At 34.6% G+C, this 20,844-nt stretch carries 15 protein-coding genes and 1 tRNA gene; 5 read left to right on the forward strand and 11 right to left on the reverse strand.

Features of this window, described 5'->3' with window-relative positions; genetic code table 11:
• Window positions 1-121: 121 nt before the first annotated feature.
• The 4 genes from M0D21_RS19705 to M0D21_RS19720 all read right to left on the reverse strand — a co-directional run bounded on the left by M0D21_RS19705 (window position 122) and on the right by M0D21_RS19720 (window position 5,965).
• Entirely contained in the window at window positions 122-1,270 is a 1,149-nt protein-coding gene (locus M0D21_RS19705) for a helix-turn-helix domain-containing protein (protein WP_248332678.1), read from the reverse strand.
• 867 nt (window positions 1,271-2,137) lie between these two features.
• Window positions 2,138-4,222 (reverse strand): Ig-like domain-containing protein, encoded by a 2,085-nt coding sequence (locus M0D21_RS19710; RefSeq protein WP_248332680.1) that lies wholly within the window; start codon window positions 4,220-4,222, stop codon window positions 2,138-2,140.
• Between the two features lie 385 nt (window positions 4,223-4,607).
• Window positions 4,608-5,408 (reverse strand): tetratricopeptide repeat protein, encoded by an 801-nt coding sequence (locus tag M0D21_RS19715; RefSeq protein WP_248332682.1) that lies wholly within the window; start codon window positions 5,406-5,408, stop codon window positions 4,608-4,610.
• Window positions 5,405-5,965, reverse strand: a complete 561-nt coding sequence (locus M0D21_RS19720) for an RNA polymerase sigma factor (RefSeq protein ID WP_248332684.1) — start codon at window positions 5,963-5,965, stop codon at window positions 5,405-5,407. Before M0D21_RS19720 ends, M0D21_RS19715 begins: the two co-directional genes overlap by 4 nt.
• Window positions 5,966-6,059: 94 nt before the next feature.
• On the opposite strand from M0D21_RS19720, the gene M0D21_RS19725 reads away from it, so the two are divergent.
• The 4 genes from M0D21_RS19725 (at window position 6,060) to M0D21_RS19740 (ending at window position 10,013) form a co-directional block, all read left to right on the forward strand.
• On the forward strand, window positions 6,060-6,542 hold the full coding sequence (locus M0D21_RS19725) for a hypothetical protein (protein WP_248332686.1): 483 nt from the start codon (window positions 6,060-6,062) through the stop codon (window positions 6,540-6,542).
• 60 nt (window positions 6,543-6,602) lie between these two features.
• Window positions 6,603-9,272, forward strand: coding sequence for a CHAT domain-containing protein (locus tag M0D21_RS19730; protein ID WP_248332688.1), 2,670 nt, complete (start codon window positions 6,603-6,605; stop codon window positions 9,270-9,272).
• A gap of 326 nt (window positions 9,273-9,598) precedes the next feature.
• Window positions 9,599-9,826: a hypothetical protein gene (locus tag M0D21_RS19735; protein ID WP_248332690.1), complete on the forward strand. Its 228-nt coding sequence runs from the start codon at window positions 9,599-9,601 to the stop codon at window positions 9,824-9,826.
• 28 nt (window positions 9,827-9,854) lie between these two features.
• Complete coding sequence (locus M0D21_RS19740; RefSeq protein ID WP_248332692.1) at window positions 9,855-10,013, forward strand: hypothetical protein; 159 nt, start codon at window positions 9,855-9,857, stop codon at window positions 10,011-10,013.
• A gap of 217 nt (window positions 10,014-10,230) precedes the next feature.
• On the opposite strand, the gene M0D21_RS19745 is transcribed toward M0D21_RS19740, so the two are convergent.
• From M0D21_RS19745 to M0D21_RS19770, 6 genes are all read right to left on the reverse strand, one after another.
• A complete protein-coding gene (locus tag M0D21_RS19745) occupies window positions 10,231-12,153 on the reverse strand; it encodes a tetratricopeptide repeat-containing sensor histidine kinase (RefSeq protein ID WP_248332695.1) in 1,923 nt (640 codons plus the stop codon).
• A gap of 32 nt (window positions 12,154-12,185) precedes the next feature.
• Window positions 12,186-13,514, reverse strand: a complete 1,329-nt coding sequence (locus M0D21_RS19750; protein ID WP_248332697.1) for an HTTM domain-containing protein — start codon at window positions 13,512-13,514, stop codon at window positions 12,186-12,188.
• Window positions 13,511-14,443, reverse strand: a complete 933-nt coding sequence (locus M0D21_RS19755) for a bifunctional riboflavin kinase/FAD synthetase (RefSeq protein ID WP_248332699.1) — start codon at window positions 14,441-14,443, stop codon at window positions 13,511-13,513. The genes M0D21_RS19750 and M0D21_RS19755 overlap by 4 nt, the downstream gene beginning before the upstream one ends.
• A gap of 51 nt (window positions 14,444-14,494) precedes the next feature.
• Window positions 14,495-15,121, reverse strand: coding sequence for an aminoacyl-tRNA hydrolase (pth, locus tag M0D21_RS19760; RefSeq protein WP_248332702.1), 627 nt, complete (start codon window positions 15,119-15,121; stop codon window positions 14,495-14,497).
• 225 nt (window positions 15,122-15,346) lie between these two features.
• Window positions 15,347-15,961, reverse strand: a complete 615-nt coding sequence (locus tag M0D21_RS19765; protein ID WP_248332704.1) for a 50S ribosomal protein L25/general stress protein Ctc — start codon at window positions 15,959-15,961, stop codon at window positions 15,347-15,349.
• 25 nt (window positions 15,962-15,986) lie between these two features.
• Window positions 15,987-16,928, reverse strand: a complete 942-nt coding sequence (locus M0D21_RS19770) for a ribose-phosphate pyrophosphokinase (protein WP_248332705.1) — start codon at window positions 16,926-16,928, stop codon at window positions 15,987-15,989.
• A 156-nt stretch (window positions 16,929-17,084) separates the two neighbouring features.
• Between M0D21_RS19770 and M0D21_RS19775 the strand changes: the two genes are divergently transcribed.
• A tRNA-Leu gene (locus tag M0D21_RS19775) sits at window positions 17,085-17,166 on the forward strand.
• A gap of 38 nt (window positions 17,167-17,204) precedes the next feature.
• On the opposite strand, the gene M0D21_RS19780 is transcribed toward M0D21_RS19775, so the two are convergent.
• A partial coding sequence (locus M0D21_RS19780; RefSeq protein WP_248332706.1) for a Calx-beta domain-containing protein occupies window positions 17,205-20,844 on the reverse strand: 3,640 nt, incomplete at its 5' end.

Consider the following 20,844-nt stretch of genomic DNA (forward strand, 5'->3'; position numbering starts at 1 on the left):
AGCAAATTTAAAGAAAAGATATATTTAAATACATTGAATTACTGAAGAAATTTGGAGAGCGTTTGTTACTAGAATATATGCTTTTTTCTAAGTGACCTTGTATGTGTTAAATAGGATGTAATTAAGAGTTTATAGTTTGTTTCTTAAAATTAGAAGGTGTTATTCCTTCGAACCTTTGAAACGTTCTGTTGAAACTGGTTTTAGAGTTAAAACCGCACTCCAGGGCAATGGCCAATAATGTATATTTTGAAAAGGACGGGTTTAAAATACGTGCTTTCACTTCTTCAACTCTAAAACGATTAATGTAATCATAAAAACTAACCTTCATATGCTGATTAAGCAGATAGGACAATTTTTTATCAGAAATGTTCAATTCTTCAGATAGAGATTTTAAAGACAACTCTGTGTTTAAATACCACTGTTGTTGTTGCATCAATGCGTCGAGCTGTTGTTGCAAAGATTCCATTTCTTGTAGTGAGTATATCGCTTTGGTATCATTATTAGAAGAGGTAGAGGTGTCTCCACTATTTTTATCTATAGAAGGAATCTTTTTAAGGAGAAACTCAGGGAGTAACACTTTTGTTTGTGAAATCCCATGGTAAGCCAAGTATACGATTAAGAAAACTACAAATAAGGCAATAATACCAACTGCCGAGCTGATATCACCGTATACAACTTCAAAAATGGTAATAGAAACATCTATTCCTGTAATCAAGACTGTGCTGTATAAAAGCTTTAGTAACCAATTAAAATCACCAGGAGTTACATGAGCATAATATTGAGGAACAATTTTGTTGGTTTTTTTAAGAAGTCTTATCGCAGCAATACAGTAGATAAGGGAGTATACGATGTTAAGTGCAAACAGGTTTTCTAATCCTACACGAAGGTGTCCAAAAACTTCGGGACTATTAATTAAACTTACAAGTTTTGGAATGCTTGCAAACAGAAGGTATAAAATAGGAATGATAAAATGTTTTATATTTTTCTTTATGATATCTTTTTTAGGGTAAAAGATGGCTTTGGAGTACAAAAAAAGAAATGGTCCTATGCTAATAGGGATAGTGTCCTGAAATAAAAAAGTAGCGAAGAAAATGGTCTTACTTTCATTGATAAAACCAAAAAAACAGATTTGGGTGAATAGTATCCACAAGAAAATGACAAAAAGCATTCTAAAGTGAAATTCTTTTAAACCATTCTTCCATAAAATATAAAGTAAAAGCGCATTGGCAATCACTCCTAGATGGAGTGTAAAATCAATGAGGAGTTCCATAGGCAATTAAGTGACGACTAAAAAATTAAGGTTTACGTTAAAATTTGTTATAAAATTAATATTAAATCATAATAGATTGCAAAGGTTATATTTTTTCTGTCTCAGGATTTGAGACAATACTAAAAAATGTTGTCCTATTGTAATTGATAATTAATACACTAAAGAAATAATATGCCTTTATATTTTGAAGGAAAAATCTTCACTTTAAGCTATTTTTTGAGAGATATTGGGCTTTTTGAGGATTAAAAAAAGAGTGCCACATCTTCTTTTGGGGCGAATGGCATCGTAAATAAACCTTATTTCGTATCAGATTAAAGTAATTGGATTTTACGATATGTTGGGGAGTTATGTTTGGGTTTTTAAGATGGCAACAAGTGACGAAATATATTGTTTTTGGGGTAAGTAATATATGGAAACTGCTCGCAATTTAATTCTTAAAACTTAGCATTATCTACAAGGAATAAATTCAATTCCGAAAATCACAAATAGTTGGCAAAAGCCACATTTTAGTTTGAAGGACATTTTGAAAGTATATTTATTCTTTAGGTTGCAACAAAACTAATAGATTACTGATTTTCAATTTGAGTTAGATTGTAATAGAAGTCTGTTTAATATCTAAAGAATATTACAAAATGTCAAAGTTGAGTATATAAGGGTCACAGTATTTGGTGTGATATGAGGAGTAGGCAGTAATTGTGTCACACCTGGTGCCCTTGTATGTATTTTATCTTCATTATAAATAAATTTATAGCAGTCTTAGTGAAAATACGACGTATATAATAATTAAGCCTTGGCAATTAATTACCAAGGCTTTTTTTATCAGTCTAAGAGTGTTTCCACCTTGTTTTTATAACTTAGTAAGGTCTTCTAGAAAGGAAAGTTCCAGAAAATGAAAAGTGCATTTGAGTTATTAATTACTTTGTAAATTGAATCTACTTCTTCGGAAACCTCTTTATATTCCTTATTCTCTTTAACAACTAGATTTAGATATTCTGAATAACTGTTGATACCCTTATATTTTGAAATTTCAACTTGCCTTACTTCAAAGGTGTTAGATTTTGAATAAGAATGCAAGGTTAAGTGGCTTAGTTCTTCAGGAATCGTGGGTATAACTATGTTATCTTGATTCTGGCTGTCGAATACAATAACCCATGAATATCGAGTGTCAAAGTTACTTTGGTTAGTTAAGTATACTTGTCCAACCTTATGTTCTTGTCCATCTTTGGTTAATGAAATAGTATTTTGATTTTGAGAATAATCCAGATTCCAGTTTGGTCTTGTATAAGTGGCAGAAGGTAATCCCACACGTTCGGTTATGTAATCATTCAGTGCGATTCTATGTCTATACTTATGAAAAGAGGTGTTTACCTTATAGTTTGCTGTTCCTCTTCCGATCGAGCCAAAGAATATCTCGTGGTATGAATCAGTATTAAAAGCTATTTCATTATCAAATCCAAACAGTCTAAAAAACATACTCTGATTTGAGTTGGTCATTTCAACTGTTCTTTGCTCAATATTTTCGGTGGAAAAGTTGGTTGCTTCAAGCGTATAGTCGTTAGGAAAAGGTTTTTCAATTTTTTCATAGCTATAATTTCCTGTTACAGGATCATTGGCATAAACGTATGAGTATTCAGTTCCTGCATTTTCATCCCAAATAGGATCAAAACTACTTATGTTGAATAGATCATTTATTTCTACGCCATTATGGTCTATAGCACGACCTCTTATTGATGTAGTATTTGAAAATCCGGAACTTGGATAATTTACATTTAGTTGTAATACACGACTTTCTTTTGGTCCAAATAAGTTAATCTTCCCCGGTGTTTCTCTTGTTAAATTTTGAATGGAGTATAAGCCGTAACTGTTTCCATTATTGTAATTTACAAGAGTTAAGGTGAAAATATCATCGTTTGTGAACTCTTCATCGCTATAAAATTTAAGTTCAGAAATGTCTCTTGTAATTTGTTTTGTATCTAACGGCTTACCATCAGCTCCGGAAACAAAAGCCCAGTATTCTACAGTAGATTGTTGTACCAGATTATCTGGTACGTTTAAAGTTAATAATAGTCTTTTGTTTTCTACTCTGATTTCTTTTGTGGTGGAATTTCCTAAGGCGTCTGTAGCGATAAATTTAAAGTTCCCTGCTCCTACAGGGTATATTTCTGGATCAAAATCAAAACTATAATTGGAAACCTCATTAAACAGTTTTAGTTGTTGATCATTATACAAAACTTCAAGAGTAATAACTTCAGAGAAAGTGTCTGTAACATTTGGATTGAAATTTATTAGTGCATCAACAATTTGCCCCTCAGTAATAGATTCTAACGTAATTTCCGGACCAGAGTTATCAATAACAACATTAAGATTAGCAGTTGAAGTGTTTCCTGTTAGATCCAAAGCAACAATACGAATTTCGTTATTCCCATCTGCAAGATCATTAGTAGGAATATTGACTAAGTAACTGTCGTCTGTAATTTCTTCAATATTGTTGTCATTTATATAAATATTAACTTTTTCAATGCCAGTATCATCTATTACCTCAAAAGTAAGTTCATTTTGGTCACCTCCGATTATAGTACCATTAGCTATTGATAAATTAGTGATAGAAGGTATGGTGTTATCAATAATGATTGTTTCTTCTTTAGATGCAGTATTTCCTGCTTCGTCAGATACAGATATCTTCAATGTGTATTCACCTGTTTCAAAAGAGTTAACATCAACACTTATTTCAAATGGAGCCGTAACATCTTCATTGATTTTTTGATTATCTATAAATACTTCAACTTTGGAGACTCCTCTATCGTCTTCTGCATTTACCTTTATATCTAGGTTCTTGCTTATTCTAATTGGTTCTGTATTGTCATCACTTAGGTCGTTAATAGTTAAAGTGATATTAGAAGGCGGGATCGTATCTGGAGGTAAGTTGTCATCTGTTCCGCAAGATGCTAACATAATTAGAGTAAAAAATATGAATAGATGATAAATTTTAACCATAATTCTTTATTGATTTTTAAAATAATTTTCTAAAATATCGCCAAAAGTAAGCAATACGAGTATCAAAAAATGAGACTCTATTATTTATTTTGGACGAATTCAGTCTTATAATACGAAGGATAAATCACGGTAACGAAATAGAGCACTTAGGGATAATTTAGAACAGTAAAAAGATGATATAACAACCAACGTTTTATTAGGTCAACTTTGGTTTTTACACCATAGGAAGCAATGTCGTTAGCTATGAATAAGATTTTTTCATGTTACATTTATTCAGAAGTTGGATATAATACCCTTATAATTAAGGAATATAATATTAGGATTGTGTTTTTATAAATAAGATCTATTCTTTAAGATCTTCCAAATCTTTCAGCATTTCCTTAGCATCATTATATTTAAAATAGGAATTCTCAATGATAATGTTGAGCATTTGCTCACATTTATTGAACTCATTTGCTTTTAAGTAAAGAAGCGATTTGTACCAATATCCTTTTTCAGAATCGATAAGATCACGGTCTATAAGAGCATTCAACGTTTTTTCTGAACTGTCGTATTCTTCCAGTTCTAAATGAGAAATAGCTTTATACAGATATAAAATGCTGTTGTCTTTATCTTTTTCTAGTAATGCCTCGATATGGTTTAAAGCTTCTTGATAGTTTTTGTTTTTAAAACTATGTTCTGCAGCGATCAAACTAGTATTATCTTCAGAGTTTCTGCTTATAAGTGAAGGCAATTCATAACTACTTGCATAGTGTACATAAACTTCTTCTGGACTACTAAGGTCTTTTTGAGGGTAAAAGTTGATAAATATTGCTATTAGTGCTGCAGCCGCAGCAGAAAAGTATACTAACCGTCGTAGGTTGTTTTTGCGTTTATGGTTGGCTTTCGCTTTTTCTATTATGTTCCCTAAACGCTCTGCATTGTTTTTATATAGCGTAGCATATTCTTCTACTTCTCCTGGATCCACATTAGAAGCATAACTCCATTCTTCTTCGTTTAGAGTTTCAAAAAGTTGCTTTTCTAAAAGAAACTTTTGCTTAAAATCGACGTCGTTAGAAACTTTATCCAAAAAATCATTTCGCTGTTCATCAGACAGTAAATTTCTTAGAAACTGTTCAATTAATATATCTTCTTCTACACTCATAATTCCTTCAATGAATTATATCTTTTATCTTTTAAAATTAGTTCGGTAAGACGTTTTTTACATTTAAACACTCGTTGTCTTACGACCAACTCAGAAGTGTATTCTGTGTTGGCAACGATCTCTTCATACGATGTCTTTGCAAAAAACAGGGTTAAGATTTTTTTGCAATTTCCTGTTATTTGAGCAAACTTTTCGGTAAACAGTTCGTGTCGTTTTTGCTCTATAAGTGCGTATGAACTATCTTCATATTCATCACGTACTTCAACTTTTTCAACATTTGTTACCCGTTTTTTATGAGAATTTAACTCTCTTCGCCAAAGATTTTTACAAACCACAAACAAATAGGCGTCAAAACTACCGCTTATAGCAAATTTTTCCTTTTTGTAGCGAATTATAATCTGAATCAGACTTTTCTGAAATATATCTTCTGCGTCTTCAAGATTTCCCTTGTTTTGAAGGATGAATTTTTTGACCAAAGGAAAATTTTTGTCGTATATCCCGGTAATTATTTTTGAATCTTCTTTTACAAGCTCATTTAAAATGAAGTTGCCGTCCATACTCTACTGTTAAAGGGCAAAAATAAAATTTTATACTTTTGCGTGGGTAACTTTTTAGTTTTTCGGGAAGAGTAGGCAAACAAAAATACAAAAAATGAGAAAAAATGTAATTTTAGGAATACTGGTGTGTTTAATTTTATCGGCTTGTCAACAAGGTAATGAGTTGGTAGAAGTTGAAAATTTAGAAAAAGACACCACAACAAGTTTTGAGAAGAATTCACGTTTTCCGGATCTAACTTTTGTAGATGGCACCCCTGTAGAGTATACGGTTGTAGACATCGAAGTTATCGTAGTTTATGAACTAGGAGCTACCGAAGCAGAGAAGGCTCAGGTAAGGGCCGATAATACTACAATATATGGAACTATTCAAGTGACTCCTTGTCCGTTAAACCCTAATGCAGAAATCTGGAACTACAGAGATATTATAATTCATAATTGGGAGGATGCCCCATATCAGGAATTAAATCAACGAGTATCAGATCCTATTGAAGATCCAGATATTGTTAAAAAAGCTGTACTTCGTCAGATTGATTACAGAACGTATACGATTAATGATCCAGCTATTATTTGTGACTAAATATTGTTGTTGAATCTCAAAAAATATCTCATCTATTTTTGGCTGCTTATAGGACACATAATGCCTATAAGTAGCCAAAATTGCTATGATCAATATATACAACTTAAGGCTAGTAAAGAAGTGCCAAAAAGTGCTGAAGTCGATGAGCTATTGCGTTGTACAAAAGATAGTACGCAGATCATAGAAATTGCTCATTTTTTTTCTATACAGTATTATATCAAAAAAAAGTATAGCCTAGCCATTAAATATGCCAATATTGAGGTAGATCATTTTATTGAAACACAAAAAAGTACAGTTAATTTTGAAAACGCGCTTTATAATTTAGGTAGATTCTATTTCGTAAATAGACAGTTTTCTGAAGGAGTTCGTTGTTTCGAAAATGTAATAACAGCTAATATTACTCAAAACAAAGTAGCTAGATCATATGTAGAGTTAGGTAAATACTATAGAAGAAAAGGAGAGTTGTATAAGGCTTTAGATTATTCTAAAAAAGGCATCTATTTGTTAGAAACAGATTCGAATAAAGATATAGATTCAGAATCAAGTCTTTTGTCATCATATATAAACACCACCATAATTTATGATGCATTAAAAACAAAATCGGCATCAATAGAAGGTATTGCTTTGCTAGCAAAGGCAGATAGTCTGATACAAAAAGAAAAACGGCTGTTAACACGAACTAAGTTTTATTCACTTAACGCCGGCTATGCAAATTTATATGGAAATAGGTTTCTCAATAATTTTGAAAAAGCTAAATATTACTACGAAAGAAATCTACACAAAGGTTTAGAGCTGAAGGACTCGATGGTAATTTCTAATTCATATGTTAATCTAGGTGAGTTACATCTTAATCATAAAAAAGATAGTGCTTTATTTTTTCTAGAGCGTAGTTTGAGATTTAATAAAAACAATAAAATCCGAAAAGCAGAAAGCTATAGAAATATTTCCAATTTTTATAAGGAACAGCGAAAGTATGAGTTGGCTCTTGAAAATATAGAGATCTCTTTAAGTTGGAGTTTTGGGCAAAAAGGGGAGGTGACTCATACTCCTCCAACACAATTGAATCTGTATGAAACTGGCGATAGAAGGGATGTGTTTAAAGCGTTACGGAGTAAAATAATTATTCTACTTAACCTATATGAAACCACAAAAGATCGTAGTTATCTTGAACGGGTACTAGGTACAGTGACCATTAGTGATAGGTTAGTGGCCATGATTATCGAAAATAGCTATGAAATCAATACAAAATTGCTTTGGCGAAAAGAGGCTTCAGAAGTTTATGTGTTAGGAATACGAGCCGCACATCTTTTAAAGGATGAGGTTGCCATGTTCCGTCATATGGAAAAGAACAGGGCCTTACTACTTATACAAGGAATTAAAGAAAATACGTTACAATTTAATTTGCCAAAAGAATTGTTAGATAAAAGGCTGGCACTAACTAAAGATATTTTAAGTCTAGAGGATAAAATACATGCTAATACTAATGTTTACAGTAAAGAAAAAGACGCTCTATTCGAATTAAAAGAGTATTACCGGGCATTTAATGATTCTTTATATCGAGTAAACCCTCAATATTTTGATGAAAAGCTAAAGATGGAATCTCTTTCCCTTTCAGATATAAGAAAGGCGTTAGATTTGAATACCGTAATTGTTTCATATGCACTCGATGAAAATTATGGAGAAGAGAAAAGTCTGTTCGGATTGGTAATATCTCATGATCATACATTTAGTTTTAAGGTCAAAAACACCGAAGAGGTATTGCTTAACTTAAAGCAATATAAACAACTTATATCCAAACCATTAAAAACCAAAAAAGAGCTCACTTTTTTTAAAGAAGTTTCTTTCTCCTTGTATAACGAACTCTTCCCTGGAGAGCATCTCAAAAAAATAATTGTAGATAAGCATCTTGTTCTTATTCCCGATGTAGGCATGCAAAATATTCCTTTTGAGGCTTTTAGTGTAAATGAAAAATCAATAAAATATTTAATCGAACAAAATGATATTAGTTACACCTATTCAATGTCATTTCTGGAACAAACTGGTGAAACAGAAAGGAAAACCGATCTTAACTTTGTAGGATTTGCTCCAATTCGGTTTTCAGCGATGGGGCTTCCTGTTTTACAGAATACCGAAAACGAAATTCTTTCTATCAATACTGTTTTAAAAGGAGATACATATTTGTTTGAACAAGCAAGTAAAGAAATATTTCTCGAAAAAAGCAAAGATGCCAGAATAATACATTTGGCAACCCATGCTACTTCTGGAGAAAAACCTGAGGTTTATTTTTTCAAGGATACGATTAAACTGCATGAGCTATATACCCATAAAAATAATGCTGATCTGGTAGTGCTTAGTGCTTGCCAAACAAATATTGGAAAAATTAATAAAGGTGAAGGTGTCTTCAGTTTAGCAAGAGGTTTCTTTTATTCTGGAGCCAATGCAGTTATCTCGTCGTTATGGAATGTTAATGATACTTCTACGTCAAGTGTAATGAAGTATTTCTATGAAGATTTAGAAGCCTCTTCATCCAAAGTTAAAGCACTAGGTAACGCAAAAAGAAAATACCTAAAAAAGCATTCGCTATCTGAAGCATCTCCGTATTATTGGGCTTCTTTTGTGTTAATAGGGGATACAACTCCAACTTTTGAACACAACTTTACACCCTATTATATCATAGGGTTTCTACTTATAACCATCTTAAGTTTTATTTTTTTTAGAAAAAAAGGGTAACAAATTCCGAAAGTGTGAAGAGTCAAGAAAATGAAGTTCATTTTGAAAGACGATACACTATTCAAAGTAGGAAAATCTGATTTCTAATTGGAAGTGAAATCAGACAGGGCTTGTATGGTTTTTATTTCCAATGCACTTCATAATTAGTAGTAATAGAATCATGTCTTTGGTTAAGGCGGGTTTGTAATAGCAAAACGATTTTAAACATTGGTGTAGCTGAAAAAACAGAACACACATTGTCATCGCATTATTGTATACATGTATTGACACAAACCCTGAGTGTCATTAAATGATCGGGGATATCATTCAATTTTAAATAATTACTAATGAAAAAATCTTTGTTAAACTTAGGAAGAGCATTAAACAGAAACGAACAAAAAACAATAAAAGGTGGTGTCACCTTTACTGATTCAGAAGATATCTGTGCTGGTGGTGGAGACGTATGGAATGGAATTGGAGTTCCAAGAGGATGTGAGTGTACAAGTGATTCTCAATGTGGAACAAGAAGATGTGATTTCACCAACGGTGCTGGACGTTACGGAGTTTGTGCTTAATATTTTAAATCTAATAAATTATACAAATATGAAAAAATCATTGTCAAACCTAGGTAAAATTTTAAACAGAGAGCAACTTAAGCAGGTGAATGGACAACAAAACATTTATTGGTGTGCTGGAGGTAATGCCCACACTACCAATCGTTGGTGTCCAGTTCGTTGTTTTAAAGGGAACTGTCTGATATAAATTTGATTATTCAAGAGCTCTTCTGAGCTCTTGAATATTGATTATTTGTTTTAAAAACATAGGAGTCAAAGGTATCGGGTGAGTTATAAGGAGAGGCAGTATTATATCACACCATACCTTTGTCTCTTATGTTTTTTAGTTTATGCAGTAAAGTCGTAAATATTAGATCAGTTTTACCCCGTTTTTCATATTTGCGACGACTTATAAGATGCTGTAGTTAACTCGACACCGGAGATAGCACCGGGATTTCAATAGTAACCACAGTCCCACGACCTGGCATAGAGTCTATAAATAGGGTGCCTGAAAGCGTGTTGAGTCGATTTTTAATATTTTGAAAACCTATTCCTTCAGGTATTTTGTCAGTGTCAAATCCAATTCCGTTGTCTTCAAAGAGCAATTGTACAGTCTCATCGCTTTTGTTGATGTAGATATCGATACTACTGGCCTTTGCATGTTTTAGTGAATTTGTAAGTAGCTCTTGCAATATTTTAAATAGCTCTTCTGTAAGATAAGGCTCAATATTATCGATTTCATTTTCTGGATAAGGATGAAACGAAATGTCTGGTTTACTCCCGTTAGATACATTGTTGATATACTCATTTATGAGTACAGTAATAGGATTTTTTTGAAATTTCTTTGGTGTTAGGTTATGAGAAAAATCTCGGATCTGATGATAAGTTTCGTCAACTTGCTTGATGATATTAACTCTTTGATTTTCTGATTTAAAGGTGTTTGAAAGTTGCAATTTTATACTGGCCAAATTCCCGCCTATACTATCGTGCAATTCGCGTGCAAGGCGCTGGCGTTCTTTATCCTGTCCTTCCATGGTGGCCTTAATAAGATTTAGTTCCTGATCTTTCATTAAACCATAAACTTTTTGTGAGTTCACCTCCTCTTGAGATTTGTTTAAAGCTACTTGTGTTTTTAACTTTTGAAAGTATACAAATAGTAATCCTATAATTGGGAATAATACCACCAGAAATCCTATCAAAAATGCTTTTTTGATTGTTCGCTCCTTCTCAATCTCACCTTCTTTCAATAACTGCGATTCTTTAAGGGCAAGTATCTCTTTTTCTTTCTGCAAGGTTTGGTATTTAATCTCTAGCTCTTGAACTACTTTCTTGTTTTGATTTGTTAGAATCTGATTAGAGATAGAGAGATATTGAGTCATAAGGTGATATGCATTTTTATAATCCTTATTCGCTACTTTAAGGTCTTTAAGAACCATAATGACGTCTCTCTGTAGTTTTAGTTTATTCCATTGTACAGCGTTTACATAAGCAGACGATAAAATCATTTCGGCTACTTCAAGATCTCCCTGCCGGTAATACGTAATCCCTATCCTTATGGCAGCTTCGATATACAAGTCATAATAATTATTTTGAGAAGCCTGATCTTTTACATTTAAAAAATACTCAAGAGCTTGGTTAATATTTTTTTCATGCAGATCGATGCGTCCCAGTTTTAATTGCGTTTCCAGCGCTATTTTGTGATTTTTATGTGAGCTTAACTGGTCGAGAACTTCTAAATAGTACACTTTTGCGTTTTGAATATCTTCCTTGAAGAAATAGACATCGGCTAGGTGTTTTTTGGCTAATATTTGAATACCCTTATCTTCAGAGTTTTTGAGACACATTTCAAAAATTGGTAATGCCGTATCATATTTTTCCTGGTTGAGGTACACGATACCCAAACCAAGTTGATGCGTATAATACATTGTACTCATTGTAGAAAGAGGAGAAGCATTAATGCCATCAAGGTAATGTTGCATGGCATCATCAAAGAGCCCTTTTTTAAGTTTTCCTTTGCCTAGAATATCATAAGATTTTGAGAGGTAGCGCTCTGGGTTGGTTAGTTCATCTTTGTGTAACTTGATCTCCTTTTGTAACAACTCTCCATAATAAAGTATAGAATCAGTATTCCCAGCCTGAATATGAATAGCGGCGATGGTATCTATGATTTTTATTTTCTGTTGTATAGATGGAGCATTTTTAAAATCATCATAAAGATGTTTGTCAACTGTATTTGGAGTTGTGCCAAAAACCCTGTACCAATCCTTTTTTTCATCTTGTGCCTGAGCGAAAAATGAAAACAATAAAAAAAAGATACAACTATTCTTTACCAAAACTTTAGACGTCATACGCTTACTATTTTAATTAAAAGTAAGGAGTCTTATGGCTCCTCATTATCATAGGTAATAATCCATGGGTTTGAGGTAAAATAATTCCAAGGGGCATTGGCTAGGTCCACTTCTGGATCTATAAATGTTTTTCTTGGTTTCCCATTTATAGAAATTCGACTTTTTACATATACTGATATATCTCTTCCTTCTGAAGCATATTTTTCCTTCAGATATTGGGCAAATTGCCACATCGCATCGGGTTTGGTAGAGACCAAACGTAGTTGTTTTTTAGAAAGATGATCACTCTTTTTTATATATGTCTTTTTCGCATCTGGGGTAGCTTTGTCGACGATATAAAAATTTGTGGTACCGGATCGTCCTCGCAGCATCATTCTCCAGCTCATGCGGTGACCTTCTTCGGTCCATAAAACGTCTCCCGGTATTACCCAATGTCTAAGAGGTAAAGCAATTTGAATAATAAACCAAACTATGGCTACCGGAATTAGAATCTTTTTATAGGATGGAACAATTACTTCGTTATCGGTGTAAAACTCTTTCTTTTTCATAAAAATAGCATGTATACGCTCTCTTGAGAAAAAAAACACGCTAAACGCCAAGGATAGATAGGGGAAAATCCCGATTTGAAATATGATCGAATTGAACAAGTGAAAAAAGATACTAATGCAAAATGCAGCCAGACGCGTTCTTTTCCATAATAAAAGTGGTATAATAAGAAGGTCAAAAAGGATTCCAAAATAGGTTACGCTCACATGTGCCCAATGACCTTGTAATATATCTCCAATAATAGGGTAGTAGGCTCTGCCCGCCATTAGGTTTTTTGCAACCGTGTAGTCTAGCCAGTCGGGATAGAGTTTAGCTACAGAAGCATAGGTGTACACAATCCATAACTGAATAATGATTACCAGTACGCACCATCGTGGCATCGATATTTTTTTTAATGCAGGGTTGTTCTTTACATCGACAGAAAAGTAATTTCCTGCAGGTAAAAAATTCATCATAATGAGCAATAACAAAAGTAGATAGTAGTGGTTGTTATAGGATGCTTTTTGCATGAAATATACTCCTGCCCACATGATGGTGTACCCAAGCATGCTCCATCGGTATTTAAAACCAATCATGATCAATAGACCAAATATACCCATGATGGCAAAGTAAAAATACATACCGTTGCCGGGCAAGGGTTGTAAAAAATCAAGGCCAATAAAATTGAAGGTAAATTTGGGTTCTACCAGGGTTCGTGTTACCCAGCCTGTAAAAATTGCTCCAATAGCTTCTGCAGCGATAAGAAAACCAAAAAATACTCTAAATATTATGAGTGCACTATTATCGATCTGAGTGAACAACCAACGATTGATCATACTAATGAATTTATATATTCACGAGACAATTCTTCATCCTGTTGCATGGCTTCCTGAAGTTGCTCTATTGAGTCAAACTTTTTCTCATCTCGAATTCGTTTTAATAACTCAATCTGTATTTTCTTTTCATATAAATTGAAATCGGCATCGAAAAAGTGAGTCTCGATACTTTGCTGAGTCCCATTTACAGTAGGATTGTTGCCAATATTCATCATGCCAAAGTACAATTTATTATCGATTTTAGATTGTACGATATAAACTCCTTTTTTTGGAATAAGTTTATAGGTTTCCTGAATATGGAGATTGGCTGTTGGGTAGCTTAGTTTTCTTCCTAATTCTTTTCCTTTTACCACTTTTCCTGTAAGCATAAAATTATACCCTAAATAGGTGTTGGCTTTGGTAATGTCTCCTTCTAGTAGCGCTTGTCGTATCTTGGTTGAGCTTATCGCTACATTATCGATATCTTGTTTAGATATTTCTTCTACGGTGAAATTATTTTGAATCCCGTAAGACGCAAGATCGGTGATATTTGAGTTTCTGTTTCTTCCGAACCGATGATCATAACCAATAATGATATGCCTTGCGTTGAGATTGTCTATAAGCATTTCTTGTACATACTCTCCGGCCGTTAGTCTCGAAAACTCTTTGGTAAATGGATGTATGACCAAATGATCTAGTCCTGTTTCCTTTAAGATTTGAGATCGCTCATCGATAGTATTGATCAGTTTAATGTTTGAATCTTGCTGAAGCACCATTCTTGGGTGTGGGAAAAACGTGAGCACTACAGACTCTAGATCATTTCTTTTTGCGCTTTCTACCAACCGCTCAATTATTTTTTTATGTCCAATATGTACACCGTCAAAGGTTCCGATGGTAATCACCGAAGGAGAAGAACTGGTATATGTGTTGGCGTCATTGTATAGTTTCAAGAAGCAATATTTTTGATGTATAAAATTACGGAAATGTTGGGATACATTTCTTTATTTTCCGTTAAAGATGTTCATTGTATTAGAGAGACCTGCAGTTGCAAAGGACTTTATGAGTTCAATTCCTTTTTCAATTCTTTCTGGCATTGCGTTTTCTTCATCATTATTCCATTCGCCTAATACATAATCTACCTGCCTGCCTTTGCTAAATTCTGCACCTACTCCAAATCGAAATCTGGAATATTTTGATGTATGTAGCTGTGCCTCGATGTCTTTAAGTCCGTTATGTCCTCCTGCGCTTCCTTTGGCTTTTAGACGTATTGTTCCGAAAGGAATGTTAATATCGTCTGTAATTACCAATAAATTTTCTGTAGGCACCTTTTCTTTTTCTAACCAGTACCGCACTGCTTTACCGCTTAGGTTCATGTAGGTATTGGGTTTAAGCAATATAATGGTACGACCTTTAAACTTATATGTAGCTAGGTCGCCAAGTTTTTTGGTTTCGAAGGTTAGATCTTCGGCTTTTGCCAGAGCATCCAAAATCTTAAAACCGATATTATGCCTGGTGTTATGATATTTGGGTCCTATATTACCCAAACCAGCAACGAGAAATTTTTTCATAGGATCTTCCTGGGTTTCCTTTTTTTCTTTTGAAAATAATGTTCTGAAAACAGAAAGCATATTTTTTGGTTTTGCGTGAGGGATAGTAGTGATTACCCCGCAGATTATGAGCCTAATGTAACACTGAGCTTGTCGAAGTGTTCTCGAAGGGCAAACAATCGAGGAGTAAAAACAGATAGCCCGACCGTAGTAAAACGAAGGGCACGCTCCCTAAATATGGTATAAAAATAAAAAAAGCATTCTGAATTGGGGTCAGAATGCTTTTGTAATATAGTTGATCCAGAATTAAGCTTCTGCTGCTGGAGCTTCTGCTGCTGGAGCATCTTCTTCTTCATCTGCGTCATCTGCCACTGCGTTACGAGATGTTTTCACCTGGCAAATTACCGTGTTGTCTGGGTGAAGGATAGTAAATTTATCACTTGCTACATCGGTAACATATAATTTGTTTCCGATTCTTAGCTCGGTAATATCTCCTTCAATGATATCTGGTAAATCTGTAGCCAGACCTTTTACTTTGATACGTCTAAGGTTAAAACGCAATACACCACCGGCACGAACACCACGAGAATTTCCAGTTGTCTTGAAAGGAATCTCCATTGTGATTGGCTTGTCGTCGAAAATCTGAACAAAATCGATGTGTAAGATTTTATCTGTTACTGGGTGAAACTGAATATCCTGAAGGATAGCGTTTATTTTTGTACCATTATCTAACGCTATTACCACGGTATGAACGTCAGGAGTGTACACTAAGTTTTTGAAAGCAATTTCTGGCGCTGCAAAGTGTACAATAGTGTCTCCACCATAGATCACACAAGGTACCTGTCCAGCATTACGTAGGGCTTTAGTTGCTTTCTTGCCCACGCTTTCTCTTTGAGATGCGTTGATAGTTAATGATTTCATTTTAAAAATTTATGATATTACTAATTTACATTATAAATTTAGAGCTGATAGACTCGTTGTGATGCACTCGGTGCATTACATCGGCAAATAAATTTGCACAGCTTACCACTCTAATTTTATCACTTTGTTGTCTTAGAGGAATTGAATCTGTAACGATCAACTCTTCTAGTTTAGACTGTTCCAGGCGCTCATACGCGTTTCCGGATAACAGTGGGTGTGTACATATAGCTCGTACACTTTTTGCGCCTCTTTCTATCATCAAATCTGCAGCCTTTGTTAATGTTCCTGCGGTATCTACCATGTCGTCTACCAAAACTACATTCTTACCGGTTACATCACCAATAAGTTCCATATGAGAAATCACATTAGCTTTGGCACGTTGCTTATAGCAGATTACCACATCACTTTTTAATGCTTTTGAATAAGCATAGGCTCTTTTTGAACCTCCCATATCGGGTGATGCAATAGTAAGATCGTCCAGACCTAAAGATTGCAAGTACGGTAAGAAAATGGTAGATGCAAATAAGTGATCTACTGGTTTCTCGAAGAATCCTTGTATTTGATCTGCATGCAGATCCATAGTAATGATTCTTGTCGCTCCTGCTGTTTCCAGCATTTTAGCAATCAATTTTGCAGCAATAGGAACTCTAGGTTTGTCTTTTCTGTCCTGGCGTGCCCAACCATAATATGGTAATACTGCGGTAATATGTCTGGCTGAAGCTCTTTTTGCAGCATCCAGCATTAATAACATTTCCATAAGATGATCTGAGTTTGGATGCGTAGATCCAATAATAAATACTCGTGATCCTCTTACCGATTCTTCAAAAGAAGGTTGAAACTCACCATCACTATATGTTGATGTTATTACATTTCCTAATTTGGCTCCGTAGGCGCCTACGATTTTTTCTGCGAGTTCAGTACTTTGATTACATGCAAAAAACTTTGCTTCGGTGTTTACGGGTGGCATAGGGTAAAATGTTGTTTTATAATGAGTTAAAACTTACTTTTTAAAAACAAGGTGCAAATTTAAAAATTTATTTCAACTCTAGCTCTTATTTTATTACTTATTTACTGGTTGAGAATAAATATTTTTTTAATTTTGCCGTCCAATTCGATTGTAAATGCTCAAGTGGCGGAATTGGTAGACGCGCTGGATTCAAAATCCAGTTCCTTCGGGAGTGTGGGTTCGATTCCCACCTTGAGTACTAAAAAGGTCTTTTTCAAATTTGAAAAAGACCTTTTTTTATTTGCCAGTTATATATAGATATCCTGTTAAACTTTGAGTATTTCCGTCGAAGTCTGAATACAAAATAGTGTAATAGTAAGTTCCAGTTGGTAGTCCATCAGCTTCACCAATTGTTCCTCTCACTTCTGAAATTCCTCTAAATGCGTTGTCTTGGTTATTGTATTGTTTTTTCTCATAAACGATGCGCCCCCATCGATTGAATATTGTCACTTCATTATTGGGGTAACATTCTATACCTTCGATAACAAATACATCATTGGCTCCGTTTTGATCTGGAGAAAGCGCATTGTAAACCACAATCTCACAACCACGTAATGGAGTTTCTGTAGGATTGTCTTCGAAGTTGGATTCTCCATCTGACAAGTCTTGAACTGTAATTCCTGTGTCACTTGTTCCAAATACCGTAGCTTGATTTATTACATTTTGATTTGAAATGTCATCTACCGTAATTGCGTAAGTTGCCGTAAAGTTAAAATCGTCTGATTCTCCTGGCTTTAAAACGATAGGTCCTCCAGTTAACGTCAAACCAGGAAGATCATCTTCTATTCTTATGTTGTATAGAGTAACGTTACCAGTGTTAGTTATGGTAAAGTTATACGTGATAGTCTCACCGATTTGAGAAACTCCATCACTGTTTTCATCATTAAATCTTGAAGTCTTAATGAGAGCAATACTCTCGTTTTGGGACAATTCAACAACAGTTGGGTTGTCGTCTCCATCTTCTATGATTCCGTTATCGGAGATATCGTCTATTATAGTTCCTAAAACGATATCTTCAGCAAAAACAAATGCAGTGTTGGTTACGTTTCCTTCGTTAATATCATCCTGTGTAACCCAATACTCCTGTATGATTGAAATTTGTTCACCTCGAGGTAATACTCCATTCACAGGAATAGGGGTGTCACTCAGTAGCGGATCATTTATTTCTATAAAATCTAAACCAACATTACCGATGTTTATGATCGTAAATGTATAGGTAATTATATCGTTTACTTCTCCAATACCTTGCAGGTTGGCAGTTTTAATGAGTTCAACTCCCGGAGTTGGTATTTCATCATCTTCGATGATCATAGTAGCTTGATCTTGCGTTCCTATAATCAATACATCTTCTACTGTTTCTAGGGTAATGCCCAAACTTTCGCCGTTGAATTCAACCAGGTCATCATCAATAACTTCAACAGGTATTATAACCGATGTAGTATTTGCTGGTATTAGTAAGGTTCCACTCAGTTGCGCATAATCCACATCTGGAGTAGCAATACCTTGAACCGAATAGGTTATAGAGGTGTCTATGGTAACCGGTTGATCTAGAGTTATTTCAAATTGGCCATTTGTAGAGGGTTCGCTGGCATTGTTCAGGACTTGAATATTTATTTCTGAAACATCGTTATCACTTATGTTTACAATGGCCTCTCCAGCATCGTTAATCGTCACTGCGTTATTTGTGGTAAGTAAGGAAATGAATACAGATTCTAGCCCTTCTACAGCGGTATCATCGAGAACAGCAATATCAATCATTCCTGAAGTATCATTTGCAGGAATGGTTATGCTTCCGGTTAAGGCAGTATAATCAACATTTGGAGTCGCGGTTCCAGATACCTGATAATTTATCACTGTTGGAATAGACACTGGGTTGCTCAAATTTAAAGTAAATACTCCGTCAGTATTTGGTTCTGCCGCTTGAGTGGTAGACGTTATAGTAACTTGAGAACTATCGTCATCGGTTATGGTTACAAACGCTTCATTAATGGCACCAACAACTACTGCATTATTGGTTGATGTTATGGTAATAATTATAGTTTCAGATTCTTCTAAAATAATATCATCTAATATGTCGATTTCAATGATTCCGTTGGTTATTCCGGTTGGGATTGTTAAGCTTCCTGGTAAAGCGGCAAAATCTTCTGTCTCTGTTGCCGTACCCGAAACGGTATAATTGATAATGGTAGGACTAGATACCGGATTACTTAAATCTATAGTAAACAATCCATTAGTATTTGGTTCTGAAGGATCAATTGTAGAAGAAATGCCAACTATAGATCCGTCATTATCATTAATTGTTGCTGTAGCGGTATCTGTAGTAATAGATACTTGTTGTGCATTATCATTGGTCACGGCTATCGTTCCTGTAAAGGTTTCTGTGGGTTCAACAACTAAATCTCCAAGGATATCTACTGGTAGATTGATAGAAGTATCTCCAGCAGATAGGGTATAGCTTTGCACTGTTTGTGCAGTATAGTCATTCCCATCTACAGCCGATCCATTGGTGGTATTAAGCGTAAATACAATATCTTCTTCCGCAGCAATATTACTAGTTACAGTAAAGTTAGCGGTTTGTGTAGCTTCGGTTTCTGTGATGGTAAATCCAGCAATGCTTAATTCTAAGGCATCGTTATCTAGTATTTCTCCTTCTCCTTGATTATCTGCAATAGATATTCCTGTTTGTCCATTGGTTACCAGATTTGTGAGATTAATGAAATAGGTTTCTGTAGGTTCAGCAATGGTATTTTCAAGAATAGTGACATCAAATGTTTGTGTATTGCTGTTGACTCCTCCAAAGGTTAGGGTTGTTGTTGTAATAGCGGTATAGTCACTAGCCGCAATAGCAGTATTATTAGTAGAGCTATAATCAACGGTAAAGTTATTTTGTACATTTCCAGTAAGAGTTACCGTAAATGTTGCAGTACCATCAGCTTCGTTAACACTTACATCATTAATACTCAAAGCAGCTGTATCATTATCACTAATAGTTGCTGTAGAGGTATCTGTTGAGATAGATACTTGTTGTGCATTGGCATTAGTTACGGCAATAGTTCCTGTAAATGTTTCTGTAGGTTCAGCAACTAAATCTCCAAGTATATCTACCGGTAGATTGATAGAAGTATCTCCAGCAGAAAGGGTATAGCTTTGCGCAGCTTGTGCAGTATAGTCATTGCCATCAACAGCAGAAGCATCAGCAGTAGTTAGTGTAAATACAATATCTTCTTCCGCAGCGATATTACTAGTTACAGTAAAGTTGGCGGTTTGTGTAGCTTCGGTTTCTGTAATGGTAAATCCAGCAATGCTTAACTCCAGAGCATCATTATCATTAATTGTTGCTGTAGCGGTATCTGTTGTAATGAATACTTGTTGTGCATTAGCATTAGTTACGGCAATAGTTCCTGTAAATGTTTCTGTAGGTTCAGCGATGACATCACCTAGAATATCTACCGGTAGATTGATAGAAGTATCTCCAGCAGAAAGGGTGTAGCTTTGCGCTGCTTGTGCAGTATAGTCATTTCCATCAACAGCCGATCCATTGGTAGTGGTTAGTGTAAATACAATATCTTCTTCCGCAGCGATATTACTAGTTACAGTAAAGTTTGCGGTTTGTGTAGCTTCGGTTTCTGTAATGGTAAATCCAGCAATGCTTAACTCCAGAGCATCATTATCATTAATTGTTGCTGTAGCGGTATCTGTTGTAATGAATACTTGTTGTGCATTAGCATTAGTTACGGCAATAGTTCCTGTAAATGTTTCTGTAGGTTCAGCGATGACATCACCTAGAATATCTACCGGTAGATTGATAGAAGTATCTCCAGCAGAAAGGGTGTAGCTTTGCGCTGCTTGTGCAGTATAGTCATTTCCATCAACAGCC

Origin of the sequence: Aquimarina acroporae (assembly GCF_023195925.1) — a bacterium.
Lineage (GTDB): Bacteria > Bacteroidota > Bacteroidia > Flavobacteriales > Flavobacteriaceae > Aquimarina > Aquimarina acroporae.

What these genes read in the sequence shown, in the direction of transcription:
- M0D21_RS19725 (WP_248332686.1), top strand. Translation starts at nt 6,060, where the DNA reads ATGAGAAAAAATGTAATTTTAGGAATACTGGTGTGTTTAATTTTATCG.
- M0D21_RS19730 (WP_248332688.1), top strand. Translation starts at nt 6,603, where the DNA reads ATGCCTATAAGTAGCCAAAATTGCTATGATCAATATATACAACTTAAG.
- pth (WP_248332702.1), bottom strand. Translation starts at nt 15,121, where the DNA reads ATGCTTTCTGTTTTCAGAACATTATTTTCAAAAGAAAAAAAGGAAACC.
- M0D21_RS19710 (WP_248332680.1), bottom strand. Translation starts at nt 4,222, where the DNA reads ATGTTAGCATCTTGCGGAACAGATGACAACTTACCTCCAGATACGATC.
- M0D21_RS19745 (WP_248332695.1), bottom strand. Translation starts at nt 12,153, where the DNA reads ATGACGTCTAAAGTTTTGGTAAAGAATAGTTGTATCTTTTTTTTATTG.
- M0D21_RS19705 (WP_248332678.1), bottom strand. Translation starts at nt 1,270, where the DNA reads ATGGAACTCCTCATTGATTTTACACTCCATCTAGGAGTGATTGCCAAT.
- M0D21_RS19715 (WP_248332682.1), bottom strand. Translation starts at nt 5,408, where the DNA reads ATGAGTGTAGAAGAAGATATATTAATTGAACAGTTTCTAAGAAATTTA.
- M0D21_RS19740 (WP_248332692.1), top strand. Translation starts at nt 9,855, where the DNA reads ATGAAAAAATCATTGTCAAACCTAGGTAAAATTTTAAACAGAGAGCAA.
- M0D21_RS19720 (WP_248332684.1), bottom strand. Translation starts at nt 5,965, where the DNA reads ATGGACGGCAACTTCATTTTAAATGAGCTTGTAAAAGAAGATTCAAAA.
- M0D21_RS19735 (WP_248332690.1), top strand. Translation starts at nt 9,599, where the DNA reads ATGAAAAAATCTTTGTTAAACTTAGGAAGAGCATTAAACAGAAACGAA.
- M0D21_RS19750 (WP_248332697.1), bottom strand. Translation starts at nt 13,514, where the DNA reads ATGATCAATCGTTGGTTGTTCACTCAGATCGATAATAGTGCACTCATA.
- M0D21_RS19770 (WP_248332705.1), bottom strand. Translation starts at nt 16,928, where the DNA reads ATGCCACCCGTAAACACCGAAGCAAAGTTTTTTGCATGTAATCAAAGT.
- M0D21_RS19765 (WP_248332704.1), bottom strand. Translation starts at nt 15,961, where the DNA reads ATGAAATCATTAACTATCAACGCATCTCAAAGAGAAAGCGTGGGCAAG.